General features: G+C 60.2%; 14 protein-coding genes and 1 tRNA gene. 3 read left to right on the top strand and 12 right to left on the bottom strand.

Going from position 1 to position 17,964, the window contains the following annotated elements:
- Window positions 1–434: 434 nt before the first annotated feature.
- The 9 genes from P0111_10815 to P0111_10775 all read right to left on the bottom strand — a co-directional run bounded on the left by P0111_10815 (window position 435) and on the right by P0111_10775 (window position 11,818).
- On the bottom strand, window positions 435–1,172 hold the full coding sequence (locus tag P0111_10815; protein ID MDF0644514.1) for a 16S rRNA (uracil(1498)-N(3))-methyltransferase: 738 nt from the start codon (window positions 1,170–1,172) through the stop codon (window positions 435–437).
- A gap of 29 nt (window positions 1,173–1,201) precedes the next feature.
- Window positions 1,202–2,329 (bottom strand): molecular chaperone DnaJ, encoded by a 1,128-nt coding sequence (gene dnaJ / locus P0111_10810; protein ID MDF0644513.1) that lies wholly within the window; start codon window positions 2,327–2,329, stop codon window positions 1,202–1,204.
- 76 nt (window positions 2,330–2,405) lie between these two features.
- Window positions 2,406–4,331, bottom strand: coding sequence for a molecular chaperone DnaK (gene dnaK, locus P0111_10805; protein MDF0644512.1), 1,926 nt, complete (start codon window positions 4,329–4,331; stop codon window positions 2,406–2,408).
- Between the two features lie 35 nt (window positions 4,332–4,366).
- Window positions 4,367–4,951 carry a nucleotide exchange factor GrpE gene (gene grpE, locus P0111_10800; protein ID MDF0644511.1) on the bottom strand — a complete coding sequence of 195 codons (585 nt, stop codon included), beginning with the start codon at window positions 4,949–4,951 and terminating at the stop codon, window positions 4,367–4,369.
- A gap of 99 nt (window positions 4,952–5,050) precedes the next feature.
- Entirely contained in the window at window positions 5,051–5,848 is a 798-nt protein-coding gene (locus P0111_10795) for a type III pantothenate kinase (GenBank protein ID MDF0644510.1), read from the bottom strand.
- Between the two features lie 11 nt (window positions 5,849–5,859).
- Window positions 5,860–6,717, bottom strand: coding sequence for a biotin--[acetyl-CoA-carboxylase] ligase (locus P0111_10790; GenBank protein MDF0644509.1), 858 nt, complete (start codon window positions 6,715–6,717; stop codon window positions 5,860–5,862).
- A gap of 3 nt (window positions 6,718–6,720) precedes the next feature.
- Complete coding sequence (gene nadC / locus P0111_10785; GenBank protein ID MDF0644508.1) at window positions 6,721–7,599, bottom strand: carboxylating nicotinate-nucleotide diphosphorylase; 879 nt, start codon at window positions 7,597–7,599, stop codon at window positions 6,721–6,723.
- 2 nt (window positions 7,600–7,601) lie between these two features.
- Window positions 7,602–10,370 (bottom strand): valine--tRNA ligase, encoded by a 2,769-nt coding sequence (locus P0111_10780; GenBank protein ID MDF0644507.1) that lies wholly within the window; start codon window positions 10,368–10,370, stop codon window positions 7,602–7,604.
- A 305-nt stretch (window positions 10,371–10,675) separates the two neighbouring features.
- On the bottom strand, window positions 10,676–11,818 hold the full coding sequence (locus P0111_10775; protein ID MDF0644506.1) for a response regulator: 1,143 nt from the start codon (window positions 11,816–11,818) through the stop codon (window positions 10,676–10,678).
- A 112-nt stretch (window positions 11,819–11,930) separates the two neighbouring features.
- Between P0111_10775 and P0111_10770 the strand changes: the two genes are divergently transcribed.
- Window positions 11,931–12,650, top strand: coding sequence for an HAD-IA family hydrolase (locus P0111_10770; protein ID MDF0644505.1), 720 nt, complete (start codon window positions 11,931–11,933; stop codon window positions 12,648–12,650).
- On the opposite strand, the gene P0111_10765 is transcribed toward P0111_10770, so the two are convergent.
- Window positions 12,645–13,364 carry an NAD-dependent deacylase gene (locus tag P0111_10765; GenBank protein ID MDF0644504.1) on the bottom strand — a complete coding sequence of 240 codons (720 nt, stop codon included), beginning with the start codon at window positions 13,362–13,364 and terminating at the stop codon, window positions 12,645–12,647. The genes P0111_10770 and P0111_10765 overlap by 6 nt on opposite strands.
- Window positions 13,365–13,455: 91 nt before the next feature.
- Here P0111_10765 and P0111_10760 point away from each other — a divergent pair, with 91 nt between their 5' ends.
- Window positions 13,456–14,817 (top strand): 2-dehydropantoate 2-reductase, encoded by a 1,362-nt coding sequence (locus tag P0111_10760; GenBank protein MDF0644503.1) that lies wholly within the window; start codon window positions 13,456–13,458, stop codon window positions 14,815–14,817.
- 5 nt (window positions 14,818–14,822) lie between these two features.
- On the opposite strand, the gene P0111_10755 is transcribed toward P0111_10760, so the two are convergent.
- Complete coding sequence (locus P0111_10755) at window positions 14,823–16,148, bottom strand: MATE family efflux transporter (GenBank protein MDF0644502.1); 1,326 nt, start codon at window positions 16,146–16,148, stop codon at window positions 14,823–14,825.
- Window positions 16,149–16,208: 60 nt separating this feature from the next.
- Between P0111_10755 and P0111_10750 the strand changes: the two genes are divergently transcribed.
- The gene (locus P0111_10750; protein MDF0644501.1) at window positions 16,209–17,732 is read left to right on the top strand and encodes a DUF2779 domain-containing protein; all 1,524 of its coding nucleotides are present in this window, start codon (window positions 16,209–16,211) and stop codon (window positions 17,730–17,732) included.
- Between the two features lie 61 nt (window positions 17,733–17,793).
- Here the strand turns inward: P0111_10750 and P0111_10745 are convergent.
- Window positions 17,794–17,883: transfer RNA gene (locus tag P0111_10745), tRNA-Ser, on the bottom strand.
- Window positions 17,884–17,964: the final 81 nt, after the last annotated feature.

The following is a 17,964-nucleotide window of genomic DNA, read 5'->3' as shown; positions in this document are numbered from 1 at the left end:
CATGGCTCGTACTCGCACCCCGCCCGGTGTGGGGACCCCGCTGCGTGCGAGCCATTGATCGATGTCACCCGCTACTCGCTTGGCTCGCAGAGCGCTCTGTTGGGTTCGACTTCAGATGCACTGGAGAAGGCGAGGAGAGACTGGACTCGCCTCAGTTCAGCAAGTACGGGGCCCGGTTCCGGCACAAGTCGCGTGCCGGCCATCTCATGCCGCTTTTACAAACTACCTGAACGAACTACCCCTTTGAGTAATCCGCCCCGATTAGCCTGATTCAGGTTCCTTCCCTGCTCGATAACTGTCATTCAGGAACGACAGCAAGCACTGCGCTCGCGATTCCATTCGTGCGGGACACGGAATGGAACGGATGGCACGGCCAGGCAGATACGAAGCCCAGTGTGGTTGAACGAAGAATGGAATGAGTAGGCGTTCCTTCGCTATCCCAATTCGCCCAATCGAGACTGCACAATGCTGATTGCGACGATCGCCGCGGTCTCTGCGCGAAGGATGCGTGCGCCGATCGTCACCGCCTGAAAACCGATGTCGGCGGCCTGGCGAAGTTCTCCCGAATCCCATCCGCCTTCCGGGCCGATCAGCAACAGAATGGCCTGGTCCGTCCCATCAGGCAGGAGAACCGACGTGAGGGAAGGTTCCGCCGATCGTTCAGCCAACACGAATTTCGTGGCAAAAGGGTAAGAGGCTATCGCCTTGGACAACTCAGTCGGCGCGGCGATCGTCGGAACAGTCCAGCGCTCCGACTGTTGCGCCGCTTCGAGTGCGATGCGTTCCCATCTCGCGCGCTGGTGCTCGACCCGATCGGGATGGATCTTCACCACCGCATTCTTGGTTTGAACGGGGACGATGTGATCCACGCCCAGCTCAGTGGCCTTCTGGATCACCCAATCCATCTTCTCTCCTTTCAGAAGAGCCTGGATAAGGATGAGCGACGGGCTTTCCCGCACCGGCGCAAGAGTCGTTGCGACGATGTGACACTCCAGACTCTGCGCCGTGACCTTCATGATCGTCGTTCGATACCGCCGACACCTGTCGTCGGTGAGAACGAGCGTTTCGCCAAGCTGAAGCCGGAGACTATCGCGCAGGTGTTTGAGGAGCGGCCCTTCAATACGGACCACAAGCGGCGTAACGGCGTCGGAAGCCACGAAGAAGGTGGGCATAGGAACAGCAGACTGGTGGAGAGGCGATCTTACTCGAAGAACGTCTTCATCTTATCGAAAAACCCGTCGCCGTCCGGTTCCATGGACATGCCGCTCTCTTTCCCGAATTCGGTGAGCAGTTCCTTTTGACGGCCTGTGAGCTTCGTGGGGATCTGGATCTTGATGGTATAGAGCTGATCGCCGGTCGTCTGTCCTTTGAGGCTTGGAATGCCCAAGCCTTTGAGGCGCAGAACCTTGTCCGGCTGGCTGCCCGCCGGAACTTTCAGGACGGTCGGGCCTTTGAGTGTGGGCACCTCGATCTTGCCCCCGAGAATGGCGGTCACGAAGTTGATCGGCACGTCGCAGAGAATGTCGTTGCCCTTGCGTACGAAGACCGGATGAGGCTTGACGGTGATCGCGACATAGAGATCTCCGGGAGGCCCTCCGTTGACTCCGTGCTCGCCTTCGTTGGCGAGGCGCAGGCGCATGCCGGTCTCGATGCCGGGTGGAATATGGACGGCGATGGTCCGTTCGCGGTAGATCCGCTGGCGGCCTTGGCAGGCGGGACAGGGCTCGGTCACGATGCGGCCCGCGCCGTCGCACTGACCGCAGGGACGACTGACGCTGAAGAAGCCTTGCTGGAGTCGAATCTGTCCGGCGCCTTTGCAGCTGGGGCAGGTCTTGATCGCCGCGGTAGATTTGGCTCCGGTTCCCTTGCAATCGCCACAGGATTCCCAACGGGGAATCTTCAGCTTGGCGTCCTTACCGTAGACCGCTTCCTCGAACGTCAGTTCGAGGTTGTATTGCAAATCGTTGCCGCGCTCGGGACGTGCCCCGCCCCGTTGCCCTCCGAAGAAATCCTCGAAAATGTCGTTGAAGACGTCTCCGAAGCCTCCGCCACGGCCGAAATCGAAGCCCTCGAATCCGGTGCCGCCTTGCGTGCCGGCATGCCCGAACATGTCGTAACGTTTGCGCTTTTCCTGATCGCTGAGATGCTCGTAGGCCTCGTTGATCTCCTTGAACTTCTCTTCGGCGTGCTTTTTCTGTTGGTCGCCGGTTTGGAGATCGGGATGGTACTGACGGGCGAGCTTACGGTAGGCCTTCTTGACCTCGTCCTCGCTCGCCGTCCGCTCGACACCTAATGTTTCGTAGAAATCGCGTTTCGCCACGGAAGGCATCATCCAGTATGGATCGCGTAGAAAGACCGGGCCCCGCGTTTTGGCGAAGCCCGGTCTCACTGCTGAGTATTTTAACTTACTTCTTGTCTTTGTCCACTTCTTCGAACTCGGCGTCCACGACCTTCTCGTCGGTCTTGGCGCCGTTGTGCTGCTGGCCCGACGCATCGCCCGCACCGGCGCTTGCCGAGGTATTGGCCGACGCCTTCTTGTACATTTCTTCGGCCAGTTTGTGCGATGCGGTCGTCAACGCCTGCGTGGCGGATTCGATCGCATCGGCATCCTGGCCTTCCATGGCCTTTTTCAAATTGGCGATGGCTTCCTCGATCTTGGATTTTTCTTCCGGCGCGATCTTGTCGCCGTGCTCGGAGAGATTCTTCTCCGTCTGATAGAGAAGGTTGTCCGCCTGATTTTTGGCTTCGGCGGCCTTGCGGCGCTTCTTGTCGTCCTCGGTATGCGCCTGCGCGTCTTTGACGAGCTTCTCCACTTCCTCCTTGCTGAGACCGCTGGAGGCCGTGATCTTGATGGACTGTTCCTTTTGCGTCGCCAAGTCCTTCGCCGAGACATGGACGATACCGTTGGCGTCGATATCGAACGTGACCTCAATCTGCGGCATTCCGCGGGGAGCGGAAGGAATGCCGACCAAGTCGAACTGGCCGAGCAGCTTGTTGTCGTTGGCCATCTCACGTTCGCCCTGAAACACGCGGATGGTCACCGCCGTCTGGTTGTCTGCAGCGGTTGAAAAGACCTGGCTCTTCTTGGTCGGAACGGTCGTGTTCCGCTCGATGAGCTTGGTGAAGACCCCACCGAGGGTCTCGATGCCCAGCGAGAGAGGCGTCACGTCCAGCAACAAGACGTCTTTGACGTCGCCCTTGAGCACGCCGCCCTGAATGCCGGCGCCGATGGCCACGACTTCGTCCGGGTTGACGCCTCGGTGCGGTTCCTTGCCGAAGAAATCCTTGACGACCTGAATGACCTTCGGCATCCGGGTCATGCCGCCGACGAGCACCACTTCGTTGATGTCGCGCGGCGACACGCCGGCGTCGGCCAGCGCCTTTTTACAAGGATCGATCGTCCGCTGGATCAGGTCGTCGACGAGCTGCTCGAGCTTGGCCCTCGTCAACTTGATGACCATGTGCTTAGGTCCGCTGGCATCCGCGGTGATGAACGGGAGGTTGATCTCGGTTTCCTGGGAGGACGACAATTCGATCTTGGCCCGTTCGGCCGCTTCCTTGAGACGCTGCAGCGCCATCCGATCCTTCCGCAGATCGATGCCCTGGTCCTTCTTGAACTCGTCGACCAGCCAGTCCATGACGCGGAGGTCGAAGTCGTCGCCGCCTAAATAGGTATCGCCGTTCGTGGACTTGACTTCGAAGACGCCTTCGCCGATTTCGAGCACCGACACGTCGAACGTGCCGCCGCCGAGGTCATACACGGCGATCCGTTCGTCCTTCTTCTTGTCGAGCCCGTAGGCCAACGACGCCGCGGTGGGCTCGTTGATGATTCTGAGCACGTTCAACCCGGCGATCTGTCCCGCATCCTTGGTGGCTTGCCGCTGGCTGTCGTCGAAATAGGCCGGCACCGTCACGACGGCCTCGGTGACCTTCTCGCCGAGATAGTCCTCGGCGGTTTGCCGCATCTTCTGCAGGATCATGGCGGAAATTTCCGGCGGGCTGTAGCGTTTGCCGCGAAGTTCGACGTGCGCATCGCCGTTGTCGGCTTCGACGACCTTGTAGGGCAGGCGCTTCAGGGCCTCCTGGACTTCCTTGCTGCGGAACTTGCGTCCCATGAGGCGCTTGACGGAGAAAATCGTATTTTCCGGATTGGTGATGGCCTGTCGTTTAGCGATCTGGCCGACCAGCCGTTCGGCCTTGTCCGTGATGGCGACGACGGACGGGGTGGTCCGGCTGCCTTCCGCGTTCGCGATGACCACGGGGTCGCCCCCGCTCATGATGGCCACGCAGGAATTGGTGGTCCCTAAATCGATGCCGATGACTTTACCCATGTGTATGTGCTCCTTCCGCTCTCACAGTGATTTCATCAGTTGATGTCATCCGTTCCATCCGCCGCCTCGCCCGTCGACACCGTCACCATGGCGGCTCTCAAGATGCGATCATGCAAGCGATAGCCTCGTTGAAACTCCTCCACCACATGCTGGGCGGGCACGCTGTCTGACGGTACGGAGGCCACGGCTTGATGGGCGGAAGGGTCGAAGGGTTTGCCGACCGTTTCTATGGCCTGTACTCCGAACCTCCCCAGCACCGTGAGCAATTGTTTCAGGGTCAAGTCGACGCCTTGAATCAGAGAATCGTTGCTCCCGTCGGTCTTGGCCGCCTTGATGGCCCGTTCCAGATTGTCGACCGTCGGTAAGAGTTCCTTGAGCAGCTGTTCGTTGCCGAACCTGATCTGTTCTCGCTGGTCCCGCTGGGCCAGGCGTTTGTAGTTGTCGAACTCGGCGGCGTGCCGCAGATATTTGTCGTTGAGCGCTTTCAGCTCTTCAGCCTTGGCGACCAACGCCTGTTGCAACGCCGCTTCGCCCGATTCTCCGGATGCTGCGGGCGAGTCGATGACACCATCTTCATCTAAGTTGTCAATTATATTGGCGTTCTTATCGTTTTCAGACACTGGTGCACCTCTTGCCGCTAAGAGGTAGTCACCTATGACATAAAGTCAACAGGCGCCTGAAAAATTACTTGGATGGCCGCATGGGTTGAACTTCGCGGGTCAAACTTCGATGGAGGGGGAGGAAGTTCCGTGCGCGCGACCGTAGAGCAAGCGCAATCCTTCCAGGGTCAGCAGCGGTTCCACCTTTTGAATGGACAGGGTTTCCGGTGCGACGATGGCGCTCAGCCCACCGGTCGCGATGACGAGGGTCTGACGTCCGAGTTCCTGTTCAATGCGCCGCACGAGGGCATCAACCAGGCCTGCGTAGCCGAACAGCAGACCGGCTTGGACGCTCGCCGTCGTATCCGTTCCGATGACGGTCTTCGGCTTCGTCAACTCCACTTTGGATAACTTTGCCGCCCGCGCGAACAACGCTTCCGCAGAAATGCTCAGACCAGGGGCGATGACCCCGCCCAAATATTCGGCGCTTGCCGTGATCGCGCAAAAGGTGGTGGCGGTGCCGAAGTCAACCACGATGAGGTCCCGCCGGTACTTGTGATAGGCCGCCGCCGCGTTCACGAGACGATCGCTTCCGATTTCCTTGGGATTGGCGTAACGAAGGGTCAGACCCAGATCCATCTCGGCACCGACGACCAGAGCCCGCTGGCGAAAATAGACACCGATCAGCTCTTCGAAGGTTCCGGTAAGGGCTGGAACAACGCTCGAGACGATGGCTCCGGTCATGCGTTCCAGGGGAATGCCGACGGACGTGAGCAAACTGGTGAACAGGATGCCGTATTCGTCGGAGGTCTTTTTCGAGTCGGTCGCCAGACGCCAGTGGGCGATAAGCCGAGGTCCGTCGTAGACCCCCCAGACGATGTTGGTGTTGCCGATGTCGACGACCAGGAGCATGCGCATATTGTACGGCACTATCCTGCAGTTTCTCCAGGCCGCACGTGAACGATGTCCGCTGCGCGAAGGGAGCGAATGTCGGGACGCCGTCTGCCCGTCGAGAGGGTGTCTCTGACGACTTGCAGGGAGCCGTCCGTCCCAATGGTCTTGGCGATTCCGGTGAATTCCTCTCCTCCGGCGAGCGAAACTCGGACACGGCGCCCCAAAGTGACGCACCGGCGTGCGTAAGCCATAGCGATCCGCCGGCTGCCTTCAGCCGTCAATTCAACCAAACAATGCTCGAGTTCGAGGAGCAGTCGGCTCACCAGATGATGGCGGTCCAGCAGACGACCGGTTTCCTGACGGATTGTGGTGGAGACAGCTCGGAGTTCTGGAGGAAAATCATCGCTGGTGCCGTTGACGTTGAGCCCGATTCCGATCACCTGAAACGAGCCGGACGAGGCGGTGGAACCGCTCTCGCAGAGGATTCCTCCGATCTTGCGCTCCTGGACCAACAGATCGTTTGGCCACTTCAGTGTCGTCTGAAGCCAGGCCGCTACTTCAATCGCCTCCGCGGCGCCGAGGGCGGTCGCCAGGGGCAGCCAGGACAGCCATTGAGAGAAGCGCGTCGGCGGCACCGAGGTCTTGACGATCACAGAACAATAGAGGTTGACTCCCGGAGGGGAAAACCAGGTGCGTCCCAAGCGACCGCGTCCCTGTGTCTGCTCTTCGGCCACGACGACCGTCCCGTGCTCCGCTCCTGCCTGAGCCAGTGCGAATGCCTCCCGGTTCGTCGAATCCACTTGCTGATGGAGTTCAATTCTGGCGCCGAACGCCTCGGTGGCGAGCAGACTTCGGATACCGTCGCGAGTGAGCGGAGGTGAGAGTGGCGTCACCGGTCAGGATCGCCTTTTCGTGTGCGACGCGGCCTTCAGTTCCAGGCTCAATGTCGCGGCGGGAGCCGAGTGGGTGAGTGCGCCGATAGAGATACGATCGGCTCCGGCCGCCGCCATGGCGCGTACATTCTTGAGGGTGATCCCGCCCGAGACTTCGACCAGCGCACGGCCGGCGATCAGTTTGACGGATTTTCTGACTTCGGTGACGGACATGTTGTCCAACAAAATGATGTCGGCTTTGCCCTCCAGCGCCTGTTTGACGTGCCGGATCGACTCCACTTCCACGATCACCGGTTTCCTGGGCCGTGCTCCGGCTCTGGCAACCAGGCACGCACTCAAAATAGGCGCCCGTTTGCCACGCAGGAGGGCCAGATGATTGTCCTTGATGAGCAGGCCGTCCGCTAGGGACCGGCGATGGTTGACGCCGCCACCCATGGCCACCGCCCACTTCTGGATCGTTCTCCATCCCGGAAGCGTCTTGCGCGTATCCATGATGCTGACGGAGTACCCTTGCACGGCGCGACAGAACCGGCGAGTCAGCGTGGCGATGCCGGAGAGATGCTGGAGAAAATTCAGCGCAACTCGCTCCGCCCTGAGAATCGACCGCCCGTCACCCGTGATGGTCATGAGGACGTCGCCGGCCTTGGCCGGCGTGCCGTCGCGCCTGACCACGGATAATCGAAGCGAAGGATCGACCGCCAGAAAGGTTTGTACCGCGGGAGTCATGCCCGCGACCACGATCTCTTCTTGAGCGACGATGCGGGCACGGGCTTCAATCGGGACGGAGAACAGACACTCTGTCGTGACGTCTCCTTCAGCGAGATCCTCGACGATTCCCATGCGGACCGCACGCCTGATGTCTGCAGCCGGCGGAGGCACCATCGTCAGGCTTCCAGCATCGCCCGCAGCTGAGTGGCACTGCTGGCGAGGATGCTCTGGTCGCCGCGGAGTGTGCGGAGTCGCTGCTGGTGGTCGGCAATGACTTCGGGCGGCGCCTTGGCGCTAAATTCCGCGTTGCCCAATTTTCCTTGCAACCGACCGATCTCCTTGGCCTGCTCGTCCTGCTGCTTGAGGAGGCGATCCAGCGCTTTTTGGACATCGACGTCGTCGGCCACCGTGACCGCGACGGCGAGCCCTTCCGTGACCATCCGCAGCCGCTTGACGATCGAGACGTTTGGATCCGGCTCGATCGTTCCTCGACCCAGATGCGCAATGTACGGATGAAGGGCCTCCACCTGTCGCCGCCGGACCGGGTCGTCGTGCGTGACGACGAATCGGATCGGCTGCGCCGGAGGATAGCTCAGCAGCGCCCGCGCGGTGCGGAGCAGACTCACGGTCTGGTCGAGCAGCGTAAAGCGCTCCTCCATGTCGGGCGCCGCCCAAGAAGCGACGGGAACCGGATACGGCTTCGTCATGACGCTGTCCCCTTCGTGGGGGAGAGCCTGCCAAATCTCCTCTGTGAGGAAAGGCATGAACGGATGTAGGAGGCGCATGATCGTCTCGAGTGTGTCGGCGAGCGTCTGCCTGGTCGCTTGTGCCTCGTCCGTCGCCGCCTCTTGAAGCGCAGGTTTGATCAGCTCCAGGTACCAGTCACAGTACTCATGCCAGATGAACTGATACAGCGCCATGGACGCCCGATCGAAACGGTAGGTCTCCAACTCGTTGCTGACGAGCTGGACGGTGTGGTTCAGGCGGCTCATGACCCAGCGATCGGGAAAGGATCGCTCGGAAACGGGCTTCGACTTGCGGGGCTTGTCGAGATGCATATGGGCAAAACGAGCTGCGTTCCAGATCTTGTTCGCGAAATTTCGGTACCCTTCGATCCGGTCTTCGGCGAGACGAACATCACGACCGGGGGATGCCATCGAAGCCAGCGTAAAGCGCAGCGCATCGGTGCCGTATTGGTCCATCACGTGAAGCGGATCAATTACATTGCCTTTCGATTTGCTCATCTTCTGTCCCTCGGCATCCCGCACGAGGGCGTGAATGTAGACGTCGCGAAAGGGCACATCTCCCATGAACTTCAGTCCGAGCATGATCATGCGGGCGACCCAGAAAAAGAGGATGTCGAGGCCGGTTACCAACGTCGAGGTGGGGTAGTAGGTCTTCAGTTCAGGTGTCTGATCGGGCCATCCGAAGGTCGAGAACGGCCAGAGACCGGACGAGAACCATGTGTCGAGCACGTCGGGATCGCGCAGCAGTTTCACGCCCCCGCAGGTAGAGCAATTCGCGGGGGCGGAACGCGCGACGATCGGGCGGGCAGTCTTGGAGAGGACGAGCCTCTCGCGGCCGCCTGTTTCGCCGGAAGGTCCCTGGATCTGATGCGTGAAAATCGAGCCGGCGTTGCACGCCAGGCAATACCAGGCCGGGATCTGGTGCCCCCACCAGATTTGCCGCGACACGCACCAATCCTTGATCTCCCTCATCCAGCCGAGATAGTTGTTTTTCCACCCCTCGGGGATTATCCGAATTTTTCCGGTTTCTACCGCCTGGATGGCCGGCTCCGCGAGCGGATGGATTTTCACGAACCACTGGGGAGACAGATAGGGCTCGACGATCGTCTTGCAGCGATAGCAATGACCGAGGGCCATTTTGTGGTCCTCGGTTTTCTCAAGAAGGCCATACTCGGTGAGTGCGGTGACGATCAGCGCCCTGGCTTTCTGGACCGGCTTCCCTTCCAGTTGACTGCGGAGGTCATCCTCCACTTGGGCTTCACGCAATCCGGAAGAATCCATTCTGGCCTGTTCGTCGTATAGGGAGAGCCGCGGAAGTCGATGTCGTTCGCCGGCTTCAAAGTCGTTGAAGTCATGTGCGGGGGTGATCTTGACCGCCCCGGTCCCGAATTCTAAATCGACCAGCATCGGATCGGCGACGACCGGAATCCGGCGCGCGGTGAGGGGGAGCAAGACATGGCGCCCCACCAGGTGGCGATGGCGGCGATCCTCGGGATGGACCGCCACGGCCATATCACCCAACAGGGTCTCTGGTCTTGTCGTGGCGACCGTCAGCGACAGGGCGGGCTCGTCCGCCAGCGGGTAGCGGATGTGATAGAGCTTGCCCTTGACCTCCTCATGCTCGACCTCAATGTCCGATAGGGCGGTCAGACAGCGCGGACACCAATTGATGAGCCGTTCGCCTCGGTACATCAGTCCGTCTTCGTGGAGGCGGACGAACACCTCGGTGACGGCTTTCGAGAGTCCTTCATCCATTGTGAAGCGGAGCCGGTCCCAATCGCAGGACTCGCCGAGCTGTTTCTGCTGGTTGATGATCTTGTTTCCTGACGTGGCCTTCCACTGCCAGACTCGTTCAATGAAGCGTTCGCGGCCGAGCGTTTCCCTGGACGATCCCTCCGCCAGCAGTTGCTTCTCCACGACGTTTTGGGTGGCGATGCCGGCGTGATCGGTGCCGGGAAGCCACAGCGTGTTTCGTCCCTGCATCCGCCGCCAACGGATCAGAATGTCCTGGAGGGAATGATTCAGCGCATGGCCGACGTGCAGCGAGCCCGTGACGTTCGGCGGAGGAATGACGATGGAATAGGGCCGGCCGGGGCGGTCAGGCGACGTGTGGAAATAGCCTCGGTCGATCCATGTTTGGTACCACCGTGCCTCCACCGTTTTGGGGTCGTAGGTCTTGTCGAGTTGGCGGGTCGTCATGCATGCCGTTGCAATAGGCGGACGCATCTTAGCATGCGGATGAACCCCTCTCAAGATTCCAGCGGGGCGCGCATGCTTGAGCAGCCGGAGTCCCTGTGCTATACAGTCGCGCAGCGAGCCGGAAGGAGTTCCGGTTGGAATTCACACATCTCTTCAGTCAGTAGGGAGAGCATCCATGGCCACCGGTCGAGAAAAGGATCGTAAGACGAGGAAGAAGCACCGTAAGAATGTGAAGCGGATGAAGGCGCTGGCTCAGGCTCGGCGTGGTAAAAAGGGAAAGAGGGGCTAGCGGTTGTCTCTGACCGTCATGCGGCTTCGGTCAGTCGTTTGAGTTCGTTCTTGACCTGCTCTTCGGCAATTCCGGGAACCAGCTCCAACACCGTCTGCTGAACGTGGTCGTTCGCCGCTGCGCGGACCAAGTCCTCGGCCAACGCCTCCGCTTTTGCGGTTGCCGTTTTCCGTATCTCTTGTGTGATCTCGTCGTCGATTGATCTCAGGTGTTCCCGCAAGGCCGCGGGCACGGCGACCTTGATGGCTTCTTCCTGTTCCCGGACCAGCAGATCGACCTGGTCCTTGATCAATGGAGTCGCGATTTCGACAAGGCCGTTTCGGAGGATCGGTTCGAGCGCCGGCAATTCCCGGGAGAGCACATTGGGCAATTCTTTCTTGATCAACGGCTCCAGGAGTTCGGCCAACCGTTCCTGCGTGAGCGTCGCAGCCAGTTGCTGCTTTGCTTCGACCTCGACCGCTTTGGATACCTGCACGGCCAGGTCTTTGGCGATCATGCCCGGTAGGATGTCCGCGATTTTCGTCTCCGCCTTTTCCGTCATGGATTGCATGAGCTGTCCGAATAGCCCTTTAATCGGGTCTTCGGGTTCGGGAGCCGGGGTCTTGGCCGAGGGAGTGGAGGTCATGGCAGCTTCCTTCTGTACGGGCGGCGGTATCACCTGGGCGACAATTTCTCCGGTCTGGTCGTCATCGGCAAGGGAGCCGGTGACATCATCGTCATCGGAATCGGTGGCGCTGGACATCGGCGGCCATACGCGCCGCTTCTTCTTGGTCCCATTCGCCGGTGCCGGCTTGCTGCGATCGAGATCTTTGATGAGATCGAGCAGGTGCTCGGTTTGAAACGGCTTCTTGAGGAACGCCTTGACGCCCAGAGCCCGCAAATGAGATTCATCGAGGCGATCCGCCGCGCCGACCAGGGAAATGATGAAGGTCTCGGAAAGCGTATCCAGCTTGTGAACTTCCTTGCAGAATCCAGAAAAGGTCATGTTGTCGAGGTGATAATCGGCGATAATCAGATTGGGACCTTGCTTGCGGGCAGCCTCCAGGGCCGTCGGACCGTCCTGGAAACCAATGACTTCGTAGCCTTCAGGCGTGGAGATCTGTTCGACCATGCGACGCACGGCCGGGCTGCTGTCGATAATGAAGATGGTGGATGACACACAACCCTCCAATTTTATTGAACTATATCGAAGCTAGCAGGGGGCATATTCTTTGTCAAGAAAATGGCCGATCGATGCTGCTTCTTGCTCCATCCTCCGTTGAGAATTGCCGATGAGCACGCGGGTGCGAGTCGTCTTTTTTGATGCAGCCGACACCCTGTTCCACGTGAACGGGGCGGTGGAAGAAATCTATCTCCGCCATGCGGTGGAGTTTGGATTCAAGGAAACGAGTGATTCCCTGACGGCGATCAAACAGGCGTTCAGCCGGGCGTTTCGCGAAGCGCCACCGCCGGTCTTTGCCGCGACTGAACCTGCGCAGATCAAGCAAAGTGAACGTCTTTGGTGGTTCGATATCGTCCACAGCGTCTTCTATCGAGTAGGACTTTTTGAGCGGTTCGACGACTTTTTCGACCGGGTCTTCGACGTCTTCGAAAATCCGACCTCCTGGAGGCTGTTTCCCGAGACGCGGGCGACATTGGATCGGTTGCGGACGCAGGGCGTCGAACTCGGTATCATTTCCAATTTCGATTCACGCATCTTCGCCCTGTTGCGGGGGCTGGAGATCGCGCAGGCGTTCGATACAGTGACGATTTCCAGCCTCGCGCGCGCGGCAAAACCTTCGGCCAAGATCTTCCGGCTGGCGATCGACAAGCATGCGGTGGATCCGGGCGAGGCGCTCCATGTGGGAGACAGCCCGAGGGACGATGCGGAGGGGGCAGCGAAGGCGGGGTTGAACGCGCTTCTCCTTGACCGATGCGGCCGATATCAAGGCTCGAACTTGCCGACGATCAGAACACTCGACGAAATTCCCGCCTATCTGGCCGGTCTATAGCAGAAGCGGCACGATCTCCTTGGCGCGGCCGCGCAGGACCAGGTTGACAAGCTCGGATTGCGGCGTCGGCTCCGGATTGATTTCCGCCACGAACGCACCGGCCTTCTTGGCTACCGCCGCGAATCCGGCCGCCGGATAGACGACTCCGGATGTTCCGATCACGAGCAGGAGGTCGCACCGGTTGAGCGCTGCGTCGCATTGCGTGAGGTCTTCATGCCGGAGCGGCTCACCGAACCAGACGATATGCGGGCGCAGGAGACCGCTGCAGTGCCGACAGAGAGGGAGCAGTGGTATCGGGACGGCACGATTTTCTTCGATCCGCCCGCAGGAGGTGCAGCGGACCATCCAAATGTTGCCGTGGATTTCCGTGAGTTGTTCCGATCCGGCGGATCGGTGTAGTCCGTCGATGTTCTGCGTGATAAGCCAAAAGCAGCCGGCTCGTCGTTCAAGCTCCGCGACGGCGTGGTGAGCCGGATTCGGCTGCTTGGAGGCGATGAGCTCTCTGCGCCAGTTGTACCATTCCCAGACCAGCCGCGGATCGCGGGCAAAGGCTTCGGGTGTGGCGAGGTCCTCCGCTCGGAAGTTACGCCACAATCCGTCGTTGCCGCGAAACGTCGGCACCCCGCTGTCCGAGGAGATGCCCGCGCCGGTCAACACGGTGACGGCCTCGGCTGCGGCGAGTGTGGACTTTAGGATGGCGAGGTCCGACTTCAAGGGAGCGTTCTCGTTCCGGACGCCGAGCGCTGCGTCATCGTGCGCACCATGTTATAGTAGCGGCACAGTGAAGGCAATTACCGGGGACGGCATGACACACATCATGGTAGTCGGCGCTGGTTCGGTCGGAGGCTACTTCGGCGTCCAACTGGCCAAGGCGAATCCGGACGTGACTTTCCTCCTGCGGCCCAAGACGCTCTCCGCCGTCAAACAGCATGGATTGACGGTGCGGAGCGCGGGCGGCACTGTCACGGTGCGCCCTCGAGCATCCTCCGATCCTCGAGACCTTCCACGACCGGATCTTATCATCCTTGGCGTGAAGGCCTATGATCTCGACGAGGTGATGGACCAACTCGAGCCGGTGATCGACGACCACACGGTGCTGCTCACGCTTCAAAACGGGATCGACACCGAAGACCGCATCCTTGCCCGCCTCAAGCGAGACTGCGTGGTCGGCGGGGTGGCCTTCATCTATTCCAAGATCGCGGAGCCGGGTGTTATCGACCACTACAAGAAAGGGGCGGTCGCCATCGGGGAATTGATGGGACACGAGAGCGAACGTCTGCTGCGCATTCGTGATGTATTCGCCGCGGCGGGCGTGCCCTGTCAGCTGTCCAAGGATATCCGGCGCAGCAAGTGGGAAAAGATGTGCTGGAACTGCGTCTTCAATCCGATCACCGTCTTGATCGACGACAAGGTCGCGCAGGCATTGGATCATCCAGAAATGACGGGCGTTATCCGCCAGATCGTCGGGGAGGTCGCGGCGGTCTCGGCCGCTGTGAAAGTACCGCTGCCGCCGGATATGGCGGATCGAGTCGTGAAATGGACAGAGGAGATTCGGGACATTCATACCTCGATGTACGATGATTGGAAAGCCGGGCGGCGTACCGAGATTCGGAATCTGAACGGTTACATTGTGGATCAAGGCCGGACGTTCGGCATCCCCACACCCGTGAATGAAGCGTTGACCGCCATGATCAAGACCATCACGGAAAAGGCGAAGAGCGGCCCGGAGGTCGTCCGCATCGACGGCGCCGTCGTTCAAGCTGTGTCGTTGGAGCGATCGACTCTGCGCCAGTTGCCGGCGGAGCACCAGGTGGAAGACATCGGCACGATCATGCCCGGCATGCACGGTCGGGCGATTCGAGTCAATGGATTGCTCGAGCTGCCGGCCCTTTCCCTGGGGGCCGATCACGTCACCTTCCATTCCTTCGACGGTAAGTATGCGGCGACGCTCACGCTGCCGCAAGCCAAAGAATACGGGTTCATCCTGTACGAACTCGACGGTAAGTCGCTCCCTGAATCGAAGGGGGGGCCGTTTCGGCTGCTCACTCCAGGACTCGGGGATCTTTGCGCGAACGTCAAGGGATTGGGCCGTATCGAGGTGAGGGCTGGGAAGGGCCGCGATACCAGACCACCCGAGCGCCCGCCTCAGTGTGCTCCGCCGCGCTGATCGGCTCAACGGATCACTTGAATGGCCTTCCACCGCTCGGAGCGGTATCGCCACAGCATCAACCCCATCCGCAACGTCCAGTCCGCGATCATGGCCAGCCAGACATAGAGGACCTCCAGCTGCAACCAGAGACCGGTCACGATGGCAAACGGCACGCGAACGGCCCACATGCCGATCGTCGTGGCGACCATAATGAAGTGGGTATCGCCGGCCCCGCGCAGGGATCCGGCCAGAACCATGGTCAAGGCCAGGGGTACTTGCAGCAAGGCCACGATTTTCAGAAACACCGTACCTAGCTCGATCACCGCCTCATCATTCGTGAACGCGCGAAGCAGTACGTAGGGGAAAAAGAAGAAGACGACACCCATCATGGCCATGACGAGGGAGGCCAAGCGGTTAGCCTCCCAGTTCTCCAGTTTCGCGCGCGTATACTTTCCCGCACCGATACTTTGGCCGACCATGGTCGCGGCGGCAATGGCGAAGCCGTAGCCCGGCAGGAAGGATAGGGATTCGATCGAGAGACCGACTTGATGTGCTGCATAGGAGACGGTGCCGTACCCCAACACGATTTTGGTGTACAGCAAGATGCCGGCTTGCTGTACGATTCGCTCACCTGAGACCGGTGCTCCCACCTGCCAAATGGTTCGGAGGAAGTCCATGCGAATCTGCTTTCGTCCGTGGAGGAGCGGTCGACAGCGGCGAAACAAATAGAGCGAACCGGCCGCTTCGGCGAACCCGACCGCAACCGCGGCACCTTGCACACCGAGCGCGGGGAGCCCCCATCGGCCATAAATCAATGGATACGCGAGGGTGACGTGGAGGAGGTTCACGGTGATCATCGCGTACATCGGCGTCTTCGTGTCGCCGGTGCCTTGCAGGATGGACGACATCACCTGAAGCAGGACCGTGAACGGCATGACCAGAAAAATGAGCGTAGAGTAGGGGAGCGCGAGCGCCACGACGTCCGGTGCCGCGCCTAGGACCTCCATGGCCGACCGATTCAAGAGAAAACCGGAGACCATGAGGACCAGCGAAACGGCGATGGAGAGGCCGAGAAATTCCCGTGCGGCCTGGCTTGCGTCTTTCCGTCGCCGCGCGCCCCACAGTTGAGCGATGATCACGTTCGTGCCGACGGAAAGGCCGGACACGAGCGTTGTAGCGATGAAGGCCAACAGTTGACCAAGACCGACCGCCGCGATCGGAGCAGCACCGAGCCCGCCGACCAGAAACACAGCGACAATGCCTTCGGTTCGTTGCAGCAAGCTGCTGACGGTGACCGGAAGCGCAAGGGTGATGACGGAGCGTCTGATCTGAGTGACACCGTCGGCCATGGGGCGCTATCCTAACAGACTACCGAGCCGGACAGTCGGGTCTTCGTCCGGGCGACACTTATGAACGGAATGGAGGGGCACACCGATTCATCGGAATGTGCGGCACCGCCGCGGCTCTCGAAGTCCAAGTTCCTGGCCGGTCTTCAATGCCTCAAGCGGGTCTATCTGGAAGTTCACCGGCCCTACCTCGCGACCCCTCCGGACAGCGCCACGCAGGCCTTACTGAACATGGGACAGGAGATCGGCGTTGTGGCGCAACGCCGCTTCCCCGGCGGCGTACTCGTCGCCGCGGGTGTCCGCCGACGCGAGGCAGCCTTGGCACGGACGGCGGCTTTGCTCGAGGATCCGAGCGTGCCCGCGATTTTCGAGGCGGCGTTCGAATGCAACGGCGTGTTTGTGCGCGTCGATATTCTGGAGCGGACGCCCGCTGATGAAGGTGGTGAACCGGGCTGGCGCCTGATCGAGGTGAAATCGTCAACGAAGGTCAAGGATGTTCACCTCTCTGACCTGGCCGTCCAAAGCTACGTGCTTCTGCAGGCGGGGATCCGGCTTGTCGGGTCCTGTCTGATGCACATCAACACGGGGTATCGCTATCGAGGAGGGGATCTCGATCTGGAGCAACTGTTTGCGATCGAGGACGTCTCGGAAGCCGTCACCAGACGAAGAGCCGAGGTTTCCGGCCTGCTGGCCGTCATGAAGGAGCGACTGAGGGCTCTCGAGCCGCCGGCCGTCGAACCGGATCACCATTGTCTCAGTCCCTACGAATGTCCGTTCTGGGCGCACTGCACGAAAGACAAACCGGACCGATGGATCTATCGACTGTCGGGACCCAAGGTTGCAGTCGATGGATTGGCTCAACAAGGCATCATGACGATCGACGAGATTCCGGCGGAGGCACCTCTGGCTCTCATCCAACGCCGGATGAAAGACAACGTCGAGTGGATTTCGCCGAAACTCAAGGCCGCGCTCGAGTCGATTCGCTATCCGGTTCATCACCTGGATTTTGAGACGATCATGCCGGCCATTCCTCGGTTTTCGCTCACCAGACCGTACCAATCGATTCCCATGCAATGGTCGAATCACATCGAGTACGAATCCGGCGCAGCGGTGCATCACGAGTTTCTTCATGATCAGCCGACGGAGCCGAGACGACGTTGGGCCGAGTCGTTGCTCGAGTCTTTGGGAGAACAGGGGACCATCTGTGTCTATTCGGCATACGAACAGGCGGTGGTCAAGCAATTGATGGAGGATTTTCCGGAGTTTCGGTCCGCCTTTCGGGGAGTGCTCAAGCGTCTCTGGGACCTGCAGGCCGTGATCCGAGCCCACTATTACCACCCGGATTTTTGGGGCTCGTATTCGCTCAAGTCGGTGTTGCCGGCTATGGTGCCGTCCATGAGCTACGACGACCTGACAATTCGGGATGGGGGACAAGCAGCAGCGGCTTACTATTACATGGTCTTTATTGAGACTGATTGGATCGAGCAGGCGGCGACCAGGGATGCCTTGATGCGCTATTGCACGCGCGATACCTGGGCCCTGCTCCAAGTGCGAAAGGCCCTGAGGCAGAAAGCGAAAGCGTCTTGAGAAGTCTGCGGCGATGCATTCGACGAATCGCCGATGTGATGTCTACTGTGTCGTGCCTAGTTGGCGGAGAGGGTGGGATTCGAACCCACGGTCCCGTTACCGGGACAGCAGTTTTCGAGACTGCCCGATTCGGCCGCTCTCGCACCTCTCCGTTCGCTGGTGAGACTCACTTCCGGCAGGACCGCTAGGTCTCCGTTCGCTTCAGCAGCAGCGGGGAGCTTACCGTGCAAGG

Source organism: Nitrospira sp. (assembly GCA_029194535.1).
Taxonomy (GTDB): Bacteria; Nitrospirota; Nitrospiria; order Nitrospirales; family Nitrospiraceae; genus Nitrospira_C.
Note: the sequence above shows the minus strand (reverse complement) of the source record. Positions and strands in the feature narration are given on the sequence as shown.

Coding starts and splice junctions, on each gene's coding strand:
- nadC (MDF0644508.1), bottom strand. CDS start 7,599: ATGGTGCCTCCGCCGGCTGCAGACATCAGGCGTGCGGTCCGCATGGGA.
- P0111_10760 (MDF0644503.1), top strand. CDS start 13,456: ATGACACACATCATGGTAGTCGGCGCTGGTTCGGTCGGAGGCTACTTC.
- P0111_10815 (MDF0644514.1), bottom strand. CDS start 1,172: ATGCCCACCTTCTTCGTGGCTTCCGACGCCGTTACGCCGCTTGTGGTC.
- P0111_10795 (MDF0644510.1), bottom strand. CDS start 5,848: ATGCGCATGCTCCTGGTCGTCGACATCGGCAACACCAACATCGTCTGG.
- P0111_10755 (MDF0644502.1), bottom strand. CDS start 16,148: ATGGCCGACGGTGTCACTCAGATCAGACGCTCCGTCATCACCCTTGCG.
- P0111_10750 (MDF0644501.1), top strand. CDS start 16,209: ATGAACGGAATGGAGGGGCACACCGATTCATCGGAATGTGCGGCACCG.
- dnaJ (MDF0644513.1), bottom strand. CDS start 2,329: ATGCCTTCCGTGGCGAAACGCGATTTCTACGAAACATTAGGTGTCGAG.
- P0111_10770 (MDF0644505.1), top strand. CDS start 11,931: ATGAGCACGCGGGTGCGAGTCGTCTTTTTTGATGCAGCCGACACCCTG.
- dnaK (MDF0644512.1), bottom strand. CDS start 4,331: ATGGGTAAAGTCATCGGCATCGATTTAGGGACCACCAATTCCTGCGTG.
- P0111_10780 (MDF0644507.1), bottom strand. CDS start 10,370: ATGACGACCCGCCAACTCGACAAGACCTACGACCCCAAAACGGTGGAG.